Source organism: Comamonadaceae bacterium OTU4NAUVB1 (genome assembly GCA_024372625.1).
In the GTDB taxonomy this organism is placed as follows: Bacteria; Pseudomonadota; Gammaproteobacteria; order Burkholderiales; family Burkholderiaceae_C; genus Variovorax.
Window position 1 is genome coordinate 52698 of sequence record CP099603.1, and the last position, 16551, is coordinate 69248.

A 16551-nucleotide genomic window follows, 5' to 3' on the forward strand; every position below is an offset into this window, starting at 1 on the left:
AAGAATCCATTCCGTGACCAAAAGCGAAACACTCGACTTTCGACGCGTGAAATACCTGTACGAAGCAGTGGCTCGGGGGTCAGTCCGAGCGGCCGCAGACGTGCTGGACATGAACCCGTCGGTGGTGAGTCGGCAGATCGCCAAGCTGGAGGAGGAACTGGCGCTGCCGCTCATCGAGCGGCACGGTCGCGGCGTGCGGGCCACCGAAGCCGGGCAGGTGCTGGTCGACTACTTTCGCCAGCAGAGCTCCTACCAGGACGACGCGCTGACGAAAGTGCAGGAACTGCGTGGGCTCGTGCGGGGACACATCGACCTCGTGCTCGGGGAAGGCTTCGTCAGCGACTTGATGGCCGAGCCCATGAAGGACTTCTGGCGTCGCTATCCGGGCCTGACCGTCACGATGCACTTGGCCGGTACCAACGAGGTGCTTCGCATGGTGGCGGAAGATGCGGCGCACATCGGCTTGGTCTATAACCCGCCCGAGATGGCCGGCATCCGCTCGAGGGCCGCAATCCGCCAGCCCATGTGCGTGATCACGCTGCCCGGTCATCCGCTGGCCCGGCTCGAGCGGCAACCCCTCCTGCGGCAGATTGGCGCCTACCCGATGGCGCTCATGCACGGCTCGTTTGGCACGCGCCAGGTCATCGAACTCGCCCAGCAGATGGAGCGCGTGCGTTTCTCCCCGAAGCTGATCACCGACTCGATTTCCGTGATCAAAAACTTCGTGCGGTCCGACTTGGGCGTAAGCCTGCTTCCGGCCTTCGCGGTCGCCCAGGAGATCGACGCGGGCCAACTGGTCGCAATCCCTGTCGATCAAGCATTGTTGGGTGCGGCCGAGGCACACATCGTGACGCGACTTGGCAGGCAGCTCTCAATCGCCTCCAATCAACTGCTGCTGCAGCTGATCTCGACCATGAGAGCTTTTCACGATGCAAAGCCTCGCCATTCAAAAAATCATCCGGTCTAGATTAAATTTGCTGATTTGATGTCGGATTTGACCAAAGACCTATGGCAATAAATCGACTAATAGGCAAAGTGCGAGCACTAATTATTTTGCAGAAATTGCAACCATGTAGCATGGGGCTTTACGCAGCAATTTCAAGATCATTGGAACTAATCAAAACCGTCGATTTCAACGGCAAGTATTCCAGCGAAATCATTTCCAATCTCTCGCCGGGCGCAAGAGTGGTCAAGGCCTTTAAGCACCTCGAGGCCAGCGTGCTGGCCGAGCCTGAAGCAGCAGGCGGCAAGCGCGTGCTGTTCTATCCGGACGACGATGCCGCAGCCAAGATCGAGGTTACGTAGGCTCTTCGAAGACATCGGCTTCGCGCCCGTCGATCTTGGAACTCTCCACGTCGGCGGCCTGTTGGCATCGTTGCCGTACGGTTCGCAGCCGGCATGGAGCTTTACCAAGATCTGAGGCGATCTAGAAATCACCTGCGAGCAATGTTCCGAGTGAATTCCTTGAGAAGGAACGCGACAGCGTTTTCCAGCGCTTCGTCGGCTTCAGGTAAATGCCCCACCAGCGCGTGCCACACATGGAACATTCCAGGCCATACCTCCAGAGTGGTTCAAACGCGCTGATCTGAAAGGCGAGACGCCAGCGCGATCCCGCCGTCGAGCATCACTTCGTTTTCGCCCATCTGGATAAGGATGGGAGACAGACCGCGCACATCGGCGAAGACTGGCGAGGCATCGGGATGAGAGGCAGGTTCGTTCCCCAGGAACGCTCGGGCCAAGCGATTGAGAAAATCTGTCCCGACCAAAGGATCGATGCCATCGCGGGTCTTTGAGGATGTACCCGAATGGGTCAAATCAGCCCAGGGAGACAATGCCACTCCCGCGACTGGCAATGGGAGTCCCGCGAGCTTGGCCCAACGCATGATGGTTACAACTAGCGCCCCGCCGGCCGAATCGCCTGACATCGCGACTTCATGGGCCGAATGTCCCATGTCAAACAGGGCGCAGTAGGCCTTGAACACGTCTTCGATCGGCGTGGGAAAAGGAAATTCAGGGGCTTGGCGGTAGTCTGGGATGTAGACCCGTGCAGACAGACCCATGGCGTAGTGACCCGCCAGCGCACGATACATGCCGAGGCCGCCGTGTACGTAGCCGCCACCGTGCATGTAGAAAAGCGCCCGGTTGCCGACGACGTTCTCGGGCGTTACGACCATTGCCGGCACACCGTTCATGTTCGTCATGCTGAAGGTCACACCTTTGGGTGGCGGTAGCAAAGCCTGCATTTGATCCACAAACTGCTTGCGGACCGGTTGCCATTCAGTCCTGCCCATCAGGGCATCTTCCAAAGGCGCGGCGGCAGCCTGCCATGACTTCAGATAGGGGTGATTTTTGGTGTCGGTGATGGGCATAGACTTTCCTTGTCGAATGTTGTGAACCAACACCGACTCTAAAGTCACCATTCGGGATTTCTATTCCCCATAATGTGGAGCGATGCGCAACACTCCTAAAGCAACTGGCCAGAACAACCTAGCTGATACGGCTTCTCTCAAAGCATTCGCCGCAGTGGTAGAAGCCGGTTCCTTCGTCGAAGGTGCAAAACGCATTGGTTTGACGCGTTCGGCTGTTGGCAAGTCGATCAGCCGTCTGGAAGAACTGCTGGGTGTGCGTCTGCTGAATCGCTCGACGCGTCACATGGGCCTGACAGCCGATGGGCAAGGGTTCTACGACCGCATCGCCCCACTCATCGCTGAGCTGGAAGAAGCGCAGTACATGGTGGCAGGTCGCACCGATCGGCCCAGTGGATTGTTGCGCGTGACGACAACGGAGGCTTACGGCCGCCAAGTAGTACTTCCGCTTTTGGCCGAATTCCTGAACCGATGGCCTGCACTCCAGGTGGAGGCGAGCTTCACGGACCGTCTGGTGGATCTGGTCGACGAAGGGCTGGACTTGGCCGTGCGATTCGGCTCGCAGGCCCTGCCGAGCGAGCTGATATCTCGCACTGTTGACAACTCGACCGCTAAGCTCTGCGCAGCGCCAGCTTATTTGGCGAAGCATCCTTTGATCCGAAATTTGGCCGATCTCGCGAATCATCGGCATCTGCTCTACGGAACAGCTACATCGCCCTATCGCTGGAGCCTGCGTTCCTCCGCTGGAGAGTCCTACGAAGTCGCCATGCACGCAGTCGCATTTTTTGAGAATGCCAGTGCGCAACGCGATGCAGTGGTAGCCGGCATGGGGGTGACCTGCCTGCCTGGCTTCCTTTTGGAGCCAGAAGTTGCAACAGGACGATTGCAGGCGCTGCTCCCCGACTGGTCGGCTGCCACGATTCCGATTTCTGTCGTCTACCCTAGCCGTAAGCATCTGACACCGAAAGTCCGCCTTTTCATTGACTTCGTCGCCGCACGTCTGGCCGAGAAGAAAGTTATCTGAGCGTCATGCTACATCTGCGCGCCAATCATCCACGGCACCGTTTCCTCGTTGCCGACACCCAGCGCTTCGCTCTTGGATTTTTCGCCTGAGGCGATTCGCAACATCAGTTCGAAAATCTCCTGCCCTTTTGCTTCGAGTGTGGTGCCGCCGTCCATGACATCGCCGCAGTTGATGTCCATGTCGTCCTGCATCCGCTTGAACATTCTGGTGTTCGTTGCGAGCTTGATCGACGGCGCCGGCTTGGCACCGAAGCAGGAGCCGCGCCCGGTCGTGAACGCGACAAGATTGGCGCCGCTGGCGATCTGACCGGTCGCACCCATCGGGTCGTAGCCAGGTGCATCCATGAAGACCAAGCCATGCGCCGTGATCGGCTCGGCGTAGCGGTAGACATCCATCAGCGCAGACGATCCGCTCTTCGCCACCGCACCCAGCGACTTTTCAAGAATTGTCGTCAGGCCGCCGGCCTTGTTGCCGGGCGTCGGATTGTTGTCGATGCTGCCTTTTTCGCGGTCGGCATAGCCTTCCCACCACTTAATCAGATCGACGACCTTTTCGCCCACTTCGCGCGACACGGCGCGGCGGGTCAGCAGATGCTCCGCGCCGTAGATTTCCGGCGTTTCGCTCAAGATGGCCGTGCCGCCTTGCGCCACCAGCAGGTCCACGGCCATGCCAAGCGCGGGATTTGCGGTGATACCCGAATAGCCGTCTGAGCCTCCGCACTGGAGCGCTACGGTCAGGTGCGATGCGGGTACGTCCTCGCGGTGGCATTGGTTAGCCACGGGCAGCATGGCCTCAACGGCCGCAATGGCCGCGTCAACCGTCTTTCGCGTGCCGCCCTGTTCCTGGATGACCAGCGGTGCGATCAGTTTGCCTATCTCGATACCTTCCGACATGAACATCGCGCCCATCTGGTTGGCTTCGCAGCCCAGCCCGACGACCACGACACCGGCGAAGTTCGCATGCTTGACGAATCCACCCAGCGTCCGACGCAACTGCTGCACGCCGTTGCCGTTGTGCTCGATGCAGCATCCAAAACTGTGGGTGATGGGCACAACGCCGTCGACATTCGAATAATTCTTCAGGATGTCGCTCTTCGAGAAATGCTCGACGACCAGCTTGGCGACCGTGGCCGAGCAATTCACTGTGCTGACGATGCCGATGTAGTTCCGGGTTGCCACGCGTCCGTCGGCGCGCACGAATCCCCTGAAGCTTGCCGGTTTGGCCGGCTTCACCGCGATGCGGGCGTCTTCGCCGAAGGCGTAATCCTTCTCGAACGTACCCATCGTGAGGTTGTGGGTGTGGACGTGCTCGCCTGGCCTGATGGCTTGCGTCGCGAAGCCGATGATCTGGCCGTAACGAAGGACCGGCGCTCCCGCCGCGATCGGCTGGAGCGCTACCTTGTGTGCGCCGGGAATATCGGCCAATACCGTCAATCCGCTGAATTCGCCAAGCTGCGTGTCCTTGGCGATTGGGTTTCGCGCGATGGCGATGTTGTCGTTCGAATGAAGCTTGAAGGCGAGCGAATCGTGGTTCATGGTTTTCCAATTCAAGAAAGCTGGCGTGTTGAAACTGGCATGATCATATCGTATGTCGGATATGTGATCACAACTGAGAAAAATAGGGATTACCCTTAGAAATCCACACGTTCCGCGCGCTTTCGGTTGGTATTCCTATGCCGCTTTTCTGGCGTCCGGCAAGCGTCCGGCTTTCCTCGGCGCGTCGCCGATGTGTCAGATTTCCGCTTCGCCCTACGCAAGCGCGGCTGCACTGGTATTGACCGAGTAGTTGCCCATGACCAGATCGTGGGAATGCTTTACCGCCGAACCCAGCACGAACGACGTGTCCCCGTGCGCACCGATGCCGATGTACTGCGACGATGCCTCGAACCAGGCTGGTGCAAGTGCAACCCGATCACCGCAGCACCGAGTCCGGTCTCAGCGTGCTCTGGCCGAGCCGGCGTCATCTGCCATTCGCGGTGGCGGCCTTCATCGATCTAGTGATCGAAAAACTGGCCTCGCTCAAAACACAAGCGCCGCTACCGTCATCGTGTCAGGCCGCGAGATTGCGACGTTTCGGTGCCGGTTTGCCGAGAGCGGCGATGGTGGAGGGTGAGTGCTTCTTCACGCTGCGCACCGTCGCGGCCGGCGTTGCCGCCGGACCGTCCGCCAGAAGCACGCCGGCCGACACGATGAAATCCGCTGCGCCTTGCAGATCGCCCGCCAGCGCCTGACCCGCGCCCTGCGCATCGCCTTTTTCGAGTGCGCTGACGATGCGCTCATGATGTGCGACCGAAACGTGCTCCGTGACGCGCGACGAGTTTGAGCGAAAGTCGTAGTTGAGGATCGGCCCGATGCGCAGCCAGAGCGATTCGATCATCTCCAGCAGCATCGGCATCTGCGCCTGCTCGTAGATGGCGAAGTGCAGTTCCTTGTTGAGCGAGATCAGGTTGGATTCGTTCGGCTTTTTCGCGATGATTTCTTTGGCGAAACGCTCGTGCACCGACCGGATGTTCGCCAGCGCCGGCTTGTCGATCCGCAGGGCGGCTTGGCCTGCCGCCAGACTTTCGAGGTGGATGCGGATGCTGGTGATTTCCGCGAACTGGCTGACTGTCATGGTCGGCACCTTCAGCACGCGGTTCGGCAGCAGGACCAGCGCTTTCTCGGACAGCAGACGGTGTACCGCCTCGCGCACGGGCATCACGCTGACGCCCAGACCCTCCGCGATGGTGCGAAGCGAAAGCTGTTCGCCCGGCATCACGCGACCGCTCATGAGCAGTTCGCTCAGCTGCTTGTAGACATCGCCGCTCAGCGTCTGGCGCGTCAGCGGCGTAACGAGTTGGGATAGATCCATGGTGGCTTCCTGTACTTGCGTAGGTGTGATCTTGTAGCACAACGAATTTGATCCGGTGGTGCTGCTCGCGATCCGGCGACGTTCACATAGGGCAATCCCTAGCGATAAGCTGTGATCACAGTAGATAAGATCACGTATTCAAATAAACCAGGAGCGTGACGTGAATCCAGCATCCCATCCACAGCGACCACCGGTGGCGGTCGTCGGCGCCGGCCTCATCGGCCGGGCCTGGGCCATCGTCTTCGCCCGGGGCGGCCATCCCGTGCGGCTTCACGACGCCGACGCGCGCACCATGGAAGACAGCCTGGCCTACATCGCAGAACGCCTGGAGGAACTCGCCGGGTTCGGGCTGCTGGACGATGCGCCGGCCGATGTGCTGGCCCGCATCCGTTGCGAGTCCGATCTCGCCGCCGCCCTTCAGGACGTGGTGATGGTGCAGGAGAACATCCGCGAGACCGTTGAGGCGAAGACCGCGATCTTCAGGCAGCTCGACGCGCTCGCGCCGCCCGACGCGGTGCTGGCCAGTTCGACGTCATGGCTGCCCGCATCCACCTTCACCGAAGGCCTGCCGGGCCGGTCGCGCTGTCTGGTTGGCCATCCGACCAACCCGCCGTACCTGGTGCCGCTGGTCGAGCTTTGCCCCGCGCCCTGGACCGACCCGGACGTCATGGCGCGAGCCCACGCCATCTACGAGGCGGCGGGGCAGACGCCGGTATCGCTGACCCGCGAGATCAATGGTTTCTTACTCAACCGCGTGCAGGCAGCCGTGCTCAACGAATGCTTCTCGCTGTTCGAGCAGGGCTTGGCCAGCGCCGCCGACATCGACAAGGTCCTCAAGGACGGGCTTGCGCTGCGCTGGTCGTTCATGGGCCCGTTCGAGACCATCGACCTCAATGCGCCGGCCGGCGTGAAGGACTATGCCAATCGCTACGGCCAGTCGAACCGCGAGACCATGACCGGCGTCAAGGCCTTCGCATGGTCCGGCGAGTCGATCGACCGCGTCGACCAGGAGCGCCGCGCGCAGCTGGCCGTCGAGGACATCGGCGCTCGCTCGGCTTGGCGCGACCGCCGGCTGATGGCGCTCGCCGCGCACAAGCGCCAGGCACCCGCGTCCTGAACTGGCGCTCTCCGAACCTTCCACGCACCTTAGTCAACCGACACCCCTGGAGTCGAACATGTCCCGCAAAGTCATCATCACCTGCGCCGTCACCGGCGCTATCCACACGCCGTCGATGTCGCCCTACCTGCCGGTGACGCCGCAGCAGATCATCGATGCCGCCCTTGGCGCGGCCGAAGCCGGCGCCGCGATGGTCCACCTGCACGCACGCGATCCGGTGGACGGCAGTCCGTCGCAGGACCCGGCCCTGTTCAAGCAGTTCCTGCCGCAGATCAAGGCCGCCAGCGACGTCGTGATCAACCTCACCACCGGCGGTGCGCCGACGATGTCCATCGAGGATCGGCTGCGGCCGGCGCACGAGTTCGCGCCGGAAGTCGCTTCGCTGAACATGGGGTCGATGAACATGGGCCTGTATCCCATGCTCGGCCGCTTCAAGGAGTTCAAGCACGACTGGGAGCGCCCGTACCTCGAAGGCAGCCACGACCGGATCTTCAAGAACACCTTCACCGACATCGCGCACATCCTGCAGTCGTGCAGCGACAAGGGCACCCGCTTCGAGATCGAGTGCTACGACATCGGCCACCTCTACACCGCGGCGCACTTCATCGATCGCGGTCTGATCAAGCCGCCGTTTCTGATCCAGTCGGTGTTTGGCATCCTGGGCGGCATCGGTGCCCACCCGGAGGACGTGCTGCACATGCGCCGCACGGCCGATCGCCTGTTCGGCGATGCCTACCAGTGGTCGGTGCTGCCGGCCGGCAAGAACCAGATGCCGATCGGCGCGCAGTCGGCGGCGATGGGCGGCCACGTCCGCGTGGGCCTGGAGGACTCCCTGTGGGACGGTCCGGGTGAACTGGCGAAGACCAATGCCGATCAGGTGCGACGCATGCGCGGAATCATCGAAGGCCTGTCCCTCGCGGTCGCAACGCCCGAAGACGCACGCGAAATCCTGCAGCTCAAGGGCGGCGACAACGTCGCCTTCTGAGCTTTCCACGCACAACAACCACGGAGACGAGAACCATGAAATCCACGTCGAGGCGCGAGCTTCTCAAGATGACCGCAGCCGGCTCCCTCATGTCGGCCTTCGCGTCGAACGCCGTGTTCGCACAGGGTCCGCAATGGCCCGACAAGCCGGTCTCGCTCCTGGTCGGCTACCCGCCGGGCGGCCTTACCGACGCCGGTGCGCGCTTCGTCAGCCGAGGCATGGCGACGGCGCTGGGCCAGCCGGTCCTGGTGGAGAACAAGCCGGGCGCGTCGGGCAACATCGCCGCCGGTGAGGTGCAGCGCTCGGGCAGCCCCTACCGTCTGCTGGTGGCGAACACCAGCTTCACGATCAATCCGCACACCTATTCGACGCCGTCGCCCGTTCCGACCGAGTTCACGCCGATCGGCCTGATCCTGGAGTCGCAACTGGTCCTGTGCGTCAATCCGCAGGCGCCGGCCAGGAACTTCCAGGAGTTCGTGACCTGGGTCAAGGCCGAGAGCGGCAAGGGTTTCAGCTACGCGTCGTCGGGCAGCGGCGGCAACACCCACTTGGCGATGGAGTATTTCCGCGAGCGCACCGGCCTGCCGAAGATGAGCCAAGTGCCCTACAAGGGCAGCGCACCGGCGATCCAGGACGTGGTCGGCAACCAGCTGCCCTGCATGATGGACGCCGCGTCGCTGCTGATTCCCTTCATCGCCAGCGGCCGTCTGCGACCGATCCTGGTCACCGGCAGCGCACGCCTGCCTGCGCTGCCAGACGTGCCGACGGCCACCGAACTGGGCATCAAGGACTTCGTCGTGACAGTCTTCGTTGGCTTGTGGGGCCCGCCGAAGATGCCGGCAGACGTCGTAGCCAAGGCCAACGCTGCCATGAACGCCGCGCTGGCCGACCCGGCCGTCGGTTCGCAGATCGTCAAGAACGGCGACATGGCGGGCGGTGGCGGCGCCGAGCGACTGGCCACCCTGACCAACGACAACTACAAGCTCTGGGGCGAGGTGGCGCGCAGGAACGGCGTGAAGGCGGAATAGCTATTCCTTTGCCATCAAAACGGGTTGATGCTTGACAAATGTCAGACATGGCGCCCGCTCGCTGCTTGTCTGGCATGCCTGACCTGCAGGAACGAATCGACCCATTGCACTTCATGCGTTGGGGCAAACCCCAAGCAATCAAAATTTGCTTTTTGCTAAAATATGAAGCGCTTCAAATGATGAGCTAGGGAAGATGGTAAGCATCATAGCAATCGACTCTCTCAAGAAATGAAGCGCTTTCAATCAATGAACTCATCGGAGACACCATGCGGCCATTCAAGAAACTTGTCGCCTCGCTGGCATGCCTGGCCGCCGTGGCGGCCTTAACCGCGCCAGCCGCTCACGCGGCGGACCTTAAGCTGGGCGCGCTGTATCCGTTCAGCGGTGGCTTGGCGCTATTGGGCGACGAGAGTTTTCGCGGCGTGCAGTTGGCGGTCGACGAGCGCAACGCCGCCGGCGGTGTTAACGGCAACAAGATCGTGCTGGTCAAGGCCGATGCGGTCGATGCCAACCAGGCCGTGGGCGAGGCGCGTCGCCTGACCTCAGTCGAGAACGTGACCGCCGTCTTCGGCAGCTACGCATCGGGCGTCTCGGCCGCGGCAACCCAGGTAACCGAACTGGCCGGTGTGCCGTACTTCGAACTCGGCGCGGTGGCAGACACGATCACCGGGCGCGGTATGAAGTACGTCTTCCGCAGCAACTCGACAGCCAAGAACTTCGCCGAACGCAGCATCGAGGCGGTCGTGAAAGTGGTCGCTGCGCAATTGAAGGTGGACCCGAAGTCGCTCAAGATCGCGATCATCTTCGAAGACGGTTCCTACGGCACGCTGGTGAGCACCTTCCAGAAGGACGAAGCCAAGCGGCTGGGCCTGAACGTGGTCGAGAGTCAGTCGTACTCGGCCAAGAGCGTCGATCTCTCCTCGCTCATCCTCCGTTTGAAGGGCGCCGGCGCCGACGTGGTGCTGCAGACCTCCTACCAGAACGACACCGCCTTGTTTTTCAAGCAGGCGGCTAACGCCGGCTACAAGCCCAAGGCGATGATCGGCGCGGGGGGCGGCTATTCGCTCACAGACACGGCCAAGCAGCTCGGCACCGCCATCGACGGCGCCTACGACGTCGACTTCCCGCAGGACACCATGGCCGAGAACGGCGCACCGGGTCTGCGTGCCTTCTCGGCGGCCTACCTGAAGCAGTTCGGCACGGCGCCGCGCTCGGGCCACAGCTTGGTGAATTACGTCGGCGCCAAGGCCTTCCTCGAAGTGCTGGCCAATGCCAAGTCGACCGACAAGGACAAGATCCGCGAAGCCGTCCTGGCCTACAAGAAGGCGCCCGGCAGCAGTGCCGCAGGCTGGGGATTCGACTTCGGCGACAACGGCCAGAACAAGTTGGCCACCACGAACCTGATGCAGTGGCAGAAGGGCAAGTTGGAAACCGTCTACCCCGAAGGCGTCGCCACGGCCAAGCCGATCGTCCGCGCCGACTGAGCGTCGCTCACCCGTCCAACGCTTCAGCCGTGCGCCGACCGCGCGCGGCAGGGGAGACCTCATGTCCATTTTTCTCCAGCTGCTCGCGAACGGCCTGCTGCTCGGTGGCGCATACGCCATCATCAGCATCAGCCTGACGCTCATCTTTGGTGTCGTGCGCGTCGTCAACTTCGCCCACGGCGAGCTCCTGATGGTCGGCCTGTACGCCACCTGGTTCATCGCCTCACACACCGGCATGCATCCGTATGCGACGGTTGTTCCGGTCGCGTTGCTGCTGCTGGTGATCGGCGCGGCGATGCAGCGCTTCATCATCCAGCCGCTGCTGTCGGCCGAACCCCACATCCAGATCTTCGCGACGGTCGGCGTGTCGACCGCGCTGTTAAACCTGGCGCTGATGATTTTCGGTGCCGACGTCCGCAGCGTCCAGCCCAGCTTCGGCGCCGACGCCTTCCAGCTCGGGCCGATCAGCATCGTCACCGGCCAGCTGATCACCTTCGTCGTCGCGCTGCTCGTGGCGCTGGGCGTGTACCTCTTCCTTCAGCACACCTTCACAGGTCGCGGTTTCCGTGCGCTGGCGCAGAACCGCGCGGCTGCCGCACTGATGGGCGTGAACGTCAACAAGGCCTACATCCTGGTCTTCGCGCTCGGCACGTCGCTGCTCGGACTGGCGTCGGGACTGCTGGCGGTTCAGTACCCGGTGTTCCCGACCGTGGGCCAGTACTTCGTGCTAACGGCCTTCGTCGTCGTCGTGCTCGGCGGGCTGGGCAGCTTGCCCGGCGCGGTGGTCGGCTCGCTGTTCATCGGGCTCATCGACAGCTTCGCGGGCTTCTACGTCGGCTCGGATCTGAAGGAGGTCGTGTACTTCGTGATCTTCCTGGTGATCCTGACCGTGCGCCCGACCGGGCTCTTCGGTCTCGGCCGCGGTTCCGAATAGCCGAAACAGGGCTCAAGCCATGATCTTTCCAAGAATGACCCATCCGCGCGCCTATGTCGGCGCCGCGGCGCTGCTGACGCTCCTGGTCGCACCGCTCCTCATCAACTCGCCCTTCGTCTATCACCTCGCCGTCCAGGTCTGCATCTTCGGTGCGCTGGCGACGGCATGGAACATCGTCGGCGGCTATGCCGGGCAGCTCTCGCTCGGTCATGCGGTTTTCTACGCCATCGGCGGCTACGTCACGACCATGCTGGTGATCCACTTCGGCCTCTCGCCGTGGATCGGCATGTTCGGCGGGGCGGCCGTCGCGGTCGTCGCGGCGCTGGTCATCGCCTACCCGACGCTGCGGCTGCGGGGACCGTTCTTCGCGCTGGCGACCATCGCCTTCCTCGAAGTCTGCAAGCTTCTCGTCATCCACTTCGAGGGCTTCACCGGCGGCTCCGCCGGCCTGAACGTGCCGCTCAACATCGGTCTGAAGTGGATGATCTTCCGGGAAAAGTGGGCCTACCTGGCGATCGCCTTCGGCTTCCTCGCGGTCACGCTGTGGATCAGCTGGGTCATCCGCTACTCGCGTTTCGGCTTCTACCTGATCGCCGTGCGCGAGCGCGAGGACGCAGCTCGCGCCGTGGGGGTGAATGCCGTCCGCGTGAAGATCGCCGCGGCGGTCATTTCCGCCGCGCTCACCAGCTTTCTCGGCGCCTTCCATGCGATGTACCTGACCTTCCTGGAGCCGTCCGCCGCGTTCTCGCTCGAACTCTCGATCCAGATCGCGATGTTCGCGCTGATCGGCGGCCTGGGCACCGTGGCCGGCCCGCTGCTCGGCACGGTGCTGGTGCTGCCGGCCGCGGAGCTGTCGCGCGGCTGGCTCAGCGCGCTGGGCAACGGCACGCACGGCTTCGTGTACGGCGTGGTGCTGGTGCTGGTGGTGCTGTTCTTCCCTCGCGGTCTCGTCGGCCACCTGGGCGGACGGGCGCTGGCGCTGATCGACCGGCTGCCGGGCGCACGCAAGGTCGCGGCCGCATCGGCGCCGGTGTCCACCGCGGTGCGGTCCGAGCCGACTGCCGCTCGACTGGGTCAGCCGCTTCTCATCGCCGAAGGTCTGCAGAAGCGTTTCGGTGGATTGCAGGCGACGGACAACGTCTCGCTGACGCTGCACGAAGGCGAGATCCTCGGCGTGATCGGGCCGAACGGCGCCGGCAAGACGACCGTCTTCAACCAGCTGTCGGGTTTCATCGCGCCGGATGCCGGTACGGTCAAGGTGCGGCTGGCCAGTGGCGAATGGGCGCAACCCACGTCGCCGGAAGCGTTCGCGCAGAACGGCGTCGGGCGCACCTTCCAGATCGTGCAGCCGTTCTCCGGTCTGTCGGTGCGCGAGAACATCATGCTGGGCGCCTTCATGCGCACGCAGAACACCGCCGAAGCCGAAGCCATCGCCCGCCGGGTCGCCGAATTGACGGACCTGACAAGCCTGCTCGACCATGAAGCGCGTGGCCTCACGGTCGGCGGCATGAAGCGGCTCGAAGTGGCGCGCGCGCTGGCCACCGGACCGAAGGTGCTGCTGCTCGACGAAGTGCTCGCCGGGCTGAACCCGACCGACGTGACGCGGGCCATCCAGATGATCCGCAACATCCGCGATTCGGGCGTGTCGGTGCTCATGATCGAGCACCTGATGCAGGCCACCATGGCGCTGTCCGATCGCATCATCGTCATCAACGCCGGCAAGCTGTTGCGCGAAGGCAAACCCGCCGACGTGGTCAACGATCCGGCCGTCATTGAAGCCTATCTGGGCAAGGGGTACCTCGATGCTCAAACTGCGTGATATCAGCGCCGGCTACGGCAAGAGCGAAGTGCTGCGAGGCGTTTCGCTGGACGTGCAGCAGGGCGAGGTCGTGACGCTCGTCGGCGCCAACGGTGCCGGCAAGACGACCACGCTCAAGACCCTGTGCGGCCTGCTCCATTCCACCGGGGGAAGCATCGAGTTCGAGGGCCGGACGCTTTCGGGTAAGGCGCCGCACGAGATCGTCGAACTCGGCATCAGCATGGTGCCCGAGGGGCGCCAGCTGTTCCCATTCCTGACGGTGCAGGAAAACCTGCTGATGGGCGCCTACAAGCGCTCGGCCCGCAGCGTGCGCGACCAGAGCTTGGCGGAGGTGCTGAAGATATTTCCCCGCGTCCGGGAGCGGCTGCCGCAGCTGGCTGGATCGCTTTCTGGCGGCGAGCAGCAGATGGTGGCAATAGCGCGCGGCATGATGGCTGGACCGAAGCTGCTGATCATGGACGAGCCATCGCTGGGCCTGTCGCCGCTGCTCGTGGAACAGATGTTCGACGTGGTCCGTCTGGTCGCCTCGCGCGGCACGACGGTGCTGCTGGTCGAACAGAACGTGTTCCACACCCTGAAGCTGGCCGACCGCGGCTACGTGCTTGAGAACGGCACCATCACGCTGACCGGCACGGGCAGCGAACTGCTGGCCAACCCACATGTGCGGCGCGCCTACCTAGGGCACTGAAATGACGTCGACAAATTCAACGGATCGCCTGCACGCCGGTCGCGTGGTGCTGGTCACCGGCGCGGCGGGCGGCATCGGCTCGGCGCTCGCCGAAGCTTACGTATGCGATGACGCCGCGGTCGGCCTGGTCGACTTCGACGCGGCGGCTGGACAGGCGCTGGCCGACCGGCTCTCCGACGCCGGCCACCGTGTGCATTTCGCGCAGGCCGACGTGGCCGACTACGACGCTTGCGCCGCGGCCTGCGCTGGCATCGAAGCCGCGCTCGGCGCGATCGACACGGTCGTCAACAACGCGGGCATCTCGCCCAAGCACGCGGGCAAACCGGCGCCAATCTGGCAAATGGATCCCTCGGAGTGGCACCGTGTGATCGACGTCAACGTCCACAGCGTCTTCAACTTCGTGCGAATCCTCTCGCCCGGCATGGTGGAGCGCCGGTTCGGCCGCATCGTGTCGATGTCGTCGGTCGCCGGCAAGGCCTACCTCGACATCGTGGCCGCGCACTACGGCACGACCAAGGCCGCGCTGATCGGCATGACGCGCCACCTGGCCGGCGAGCTCGGGCCGTACGGCATCACCGTGAATGCGCTCGCCCCGGGCCGCATCGACACGCCCATGGTCGCCGGCGCGCCGCGCGCGGCCAACGACGCGGTCATCGACGTCACGCCGCTGCGGCGGCTCGGCAAGCCGGCCGAAGTGGCCAATGCCTGCGTGTTCCTCACGTCGCCGAAGGCCGACTTTGTCACTGGTCAGGTGATCGACATCGCTGGCGGCTGGTTGATGACCTGACATTCACATCATTTGGACGACCGATGACTGCACAACTGAACATGAATTTCATTGCCGGCGACTGGCTCGCCGGCACCGACGTGAACCGCAACATCAACCCTTCGGACACCAGCGACGTAGTCGGTGAATACGCGCGGGCTGACGAGAAGCAGACGCTTCAGGCCATCGACGCGGCTTTCGATGCCCGAACGACATGGCAGCGGAAAACGGCCGAGGAGCGCTCCGACGCGCTGGACCGCATCGGCACCGAAATCCTCGCGCGTCGCGACGAACTGGGCCGGTTGCTGTCGCGCGAAGAGGGCAAGACCCTGGTCGAAGGCATCGGCGAGGCGACGCGGGCCGGCAGGGTGTTCAAGTTCTTTGCCGGCGAGGCGTTGCGCCTGGGTGGCGAGAAGCTGGCCTCGATCCGCGTCGGCGTCGAGGTTGATGTGGTGCGCGAAGCCGAAGGCGTGATCGGCATCATCACGCCTTGGAATTTTCCGATCGCGATTCCGGCCTGGAAGATCGCCCCGGCGCTGGCTTATGGGAATACGGTCGTCTTCAAGCCGGCCGATCTCGTGCCCGGCAGCGCTTGGGCACTGGCCGAGATCATCGTGCGGGCCGGCGCTTTGCCGGCCGGCGTGTTCAACCTGGTGATGGGCGCCGGCTCCAAGGTCGGCGATGCCATGGTGACTTCGCCCAAGGTGCGCGCGATGACCTTCACCGGCTCGACCAGCACCGGGCGCCAGATCGGTCTGCGCTGCATGGAGCGTGGCGCCAAGGTGCAGCTGGAGATGGGCGGCAAGAACCCGCTGGTCATCCTCGACGACGCCAATCTCGACCAGGCTGTGTCGGTCGCGGTCAACGGATCCTTCTTTTCGACCGGCCAACGCTGCACCGGCTCCAGCCGCCTCGTGGTGCAAGCGGGTGTCCACGACCGCTTCGTCGCCGCCATGGTCGAGCGCATGGCCGCACTGCGAATCGACTACGCCTTGAAGGACGGCACCGACATCGGTCCCGTGGCGTCGCAGGACCAGCTGGACCAGGACCTGTTCTACATCGCGAACGCGAAGGAAGAGGGCGGCCGCATCGTGGCCGGCGGGGAGTTGCTTCAGCGCGAGCACCAGGGCTTCTACCTCTCTCCTGCGCTGATCACTGAAACGCACAACGCGATGCGGGTCAATCGCGAAGAGGTGTTCGGCCCGGTGGCCAGCGTGATCCGTGTGAAGGACTACGAGGAAGCGCTCGCGGTAGCCAACGACACCGACTTCGGTCTCTCGTCCGGCATCTGCACGACTTCGCTCAAGTACGCCTCGGACTTCAAGCGCAACTCGACGGCAGGCATGGTGATGGTCAACGTGCCGACTGCCGGCGTGGACTACCACGCCCCGTTCGGCGGCCGCAAGGGATCGAGCTACGGCTCGCGCGAGCAGGGTTCGTATGCACGCGAGTTCTACACGTCGGTCAAGACCACCTACACGCAGGCCTGA

At 63.3% G+C, this 16551-nt stretch carries 13 protein-coding genes and 3 pseudogenes; 12 read left to right on the top strand and 4 right to left on the bottom strand.

The genetic code is table 11. The features are described 5' to 3' along the window. The first annotated feature begins 13 nt into the window (after nucleotides 1-13). Complete coding sequence (locus NF681_00265) at nucleotides 14-967, top strand: LysR family transcriptional regulator (protein ID UST52454.1); 954 nt, start codon at nucleotides 14-16, stop codon at nucleotides 965-967. A gap of 149 nt (nucleotides 968-1116) precedes the next feature. Next, nucleotides 1117-1420: pseudogene (locus NF681_00270) on the top strand (NADP oxidoreductase). Nucleotides 1421-1433: 13 nt separating this feature from the next. On the opposite strand, the pseudogene NF681_00275 reads toward NF681_00270, so the two are convergent. Continuing rightward, nucleotides 1434-2369 (bottom strand): annotated as a pseudogene (locus NF681_00275) (alpha/beta hydrolase). 82 nt (nucleotides 2370-2451) lie between these two features. Between NF681_00275 and NF681_00280 the strand changes: the two are divergent. Further along, nucleotides 2452-3390 (top strand): LysR family transcriptional regulator, encoded by a 939-nt coding sequence (locus NF681_00280; protein UST52455.1) that lies wholly within the window; start codon nucleotides 2452-2454, stop codon nucleotides 3388-3390. An 8-nt stretch (nucleotides 3391-3398) separates the two neighbouring features. On the opposite strand, the gene NF681_00285 is transcribed toward NF681_00280, so the two are convergent. The 3 genes and pseudogenes from NF681_00285 to NF681_00295 all read right to left on the bottom strand — a co-directional run bounded on the left by NF681_00285 (nucleotide 3399) and on the right by NF681_00295 (nucleotide 6240). Beyond that, on the bottom strand, nucleotides 3399-4925 hold the full coding sequence (locus NF681_00285) for an altronate dehydratase family protein (GenBank protein UST52456.1): 1527 nt from the start codon (nucleotides 4923-4925) through the stop codon (nucleotides 3399-3401). 213 nt (nucleotides 4926-5138) lie between these two features. After that, nucleotides 5139-5243, bottom strand: a pseudogene (locus NF681_00290) (pirin family protein). A 196-nt stretch (nucleotides 5244-5439) separates the two neighbouring features. Beyond that, nucleotides 5440-6240, bottom strand: coding sequence for a GntR family transcriptional regulator (locus NF681_00295; GenBank protein ID UST52457.1), 801 nt, complete (start codon nucleotides 6238-6240; stop codon nucleotides 5440-5442). A 160-nt stretch (nucleotides 6241-6400) separates the two neighbouring features. Here NF681_00295 and NF681_00300 point away from each other — a divergent pair, with 160 nt between their 5' ends. The 9 genes from NF681_00300 to NF681_00340 all read left to right on the top strand — a co-directional run bounded on the left by NF681_00300 (nucleotide 6401) and on the right by NF681_00340 (nucleotide 16551). After that, nucleotides 6401-7357 (top strand): 3-hydroxyacyl-CoA dehydrogenase, encoded by a 957-nt coding sequence (locus NF681_00300; protein ID UST52458.1) that lies wholly within the window; start codon nucleotides 6401-6403, stop codon nucleotides 7355-7357. Nucleotides 7358-7415: 58 nt separating this feature from the next. Continuing rightward, nucleotides 7416-8342, top strand: a complete 927-nt coding sequence (locus NF681_00305) for a 3-keto-5-aminohexanoate cleavage protein (protein UST52459.1) — start codon at nucleotides 7416-7418, stop codon at nucleotides 8340-8342. Nucleotides 8343-8377: 35 nt separating this feature from the next. Continuing rightward, nucleotides 8378-9370 carry a tripartite tricarboxylate transporter substrate binding protein gene (locus NF681_00310; GenBank protein ID UST52460.1) on the top strand — a complete coding sequence of 331 codons (993 nt, stop codon included), beginning with the start codon at nucleotides 8378-8380 and terminating at the stop codon, nucleotides 9368-9370. A 266-nt stretch (nucleotides 9371-9636) separates the two neighbouring features. Next, nucleotides 9637-10854 (top strand): ABC transporter substrate-binding protein, encoded by a 1218-nt coding sequence (locus NF681_00315; protein UST52461.1) that lies wholly within the window; start codon nucleotides 9637-9639, stop codon nucleotides 10852-10854. A gap of 61 nt (nucleotides 10855-10915) precedes the next feature. Further along, nucleotides 10916-11788, top strand: a complete 873-nt coding sequence (locus NF681_00320) for a branched-chain amino acid ABC transporter permease (GenBank protein ID UST52462.1) — start codon at nucleotides 10916-10918, stop codon at nucleotides 11786-11788. Between the two features lie 34 nt (nucleotides 11789-11822). Then, entirely contained in the window at nucleotides 11823-13607 is a 1785-nt protein-coding gene (locus NF681_00325; GenBank protein ID UST52463.1) for a branched-chain amino acid ABC transporter ATP-binding protein/permease, read from the top strand. Further along, entirely contained in the window at nucleotides 13591-14295 is a 705-nt protein-coding gene (locus NF681_00330; protein UST52464.1) for an ABC transporter ATP-binding protein, read from the top strand. Before NF681_00325 ends, NF681_00330 begins: the two co-directional genes overlap by 17 nt. Nucleotide 14296: 1 nt before the next feature. Further along, nucleotides 14297-15082: an SDR family oxidoreductase gene (locus tag NF681_00335; GenBank protein UST52465.1), complete on the top strand. Its 786-nt coding sequence runs from the start codon at nucleotides 14297-14299 to the stop codon at nucleotides 15080-15082. 23 nt (nucleotides 15083-15105) lie between these two features. Beyond that, the gene (locus NF681_00340) at nucleotides 15106-16551 is read left to right on the top strand and encodes an aldehyde dehydrogenase family protein (GenBank protein ID UST52466.1); all 1446 of its coding nucleotides are present in this window, start codon (nucleotides 15106-15108) and stop codon (nucleotides 16549-16551) included.

Coding starts and splice junctions, on each gene's coding strand:
- NF681_00280 (UST52455.1), top strand. CDS start 2,452: ATGCGCAACACTCCTAAAGCAACTGGCCAGAACAACCTAGCTGATACG.
- NF681_00285 (UST52456.1), bottom strand. CDS start 4,925: ATGAACCACGATTCGCTCGCCTTCAAGCTTCATTCGAACGACAACATC.
- NF681_00295 (UST52457.1), bottom strand. CDS start 6,240: ATGGATCTATCCCAACTCGTTACGCCGCTGACGCGCCAGACGCTGAGC.
- NF681_00305 (UST52459.1), top strand. CDS start 7,416: ATGTCCCGCAAAGTCATCATCACCTGCGCCGTCACCGGCGCTATCCAC.
- NF681_00310 (UST52460.1), top strand. CDS start 8,378: ATGAAATCCACGTCGAGGCGCGAGCTTCTCAAGATGACCGCAGCCGGC.
- NF681_00315 (UST52461.1), top strand. CDS start 9,637: ATGCGGCCATTCAAGAAACTTGTCGCCTCGCTGGCATGCCTGGCCGCC.
- NF681_00320 (UST52462.1), top strand. CDS start 10,916: ATGTCCATTTTTCTCCAGCTGCTCGCGAACGGCCTGCTGCTCGGTGGC.
- NF681_00325 (UST52463.1), top strand. CDS start 11,823: ATGACCCATCCGCGCGCCTATGTCGGCGCCGCGGCGCTGCTGACGCTC.
- NF681_00330 (UST52464.1), top strand. CDS start 13,591: ATGCTCAAACTGCGTGATATCAGCGCCGGCTACGGCAAGAGCGAAGTG.
- NF681_00335 (UST52465.1), top strand. CDS start 14,297: ATGACGTCGACAAATTCAACGGATCGCCTGCACGCCGGTCGCGTGGTG.
- NF681_00340 (UST52466.1), top strand. CDS start 15,106: ATGACTGCACAACTGAACATGAATTTCATTGCCGGCGACTGGCTCGCC.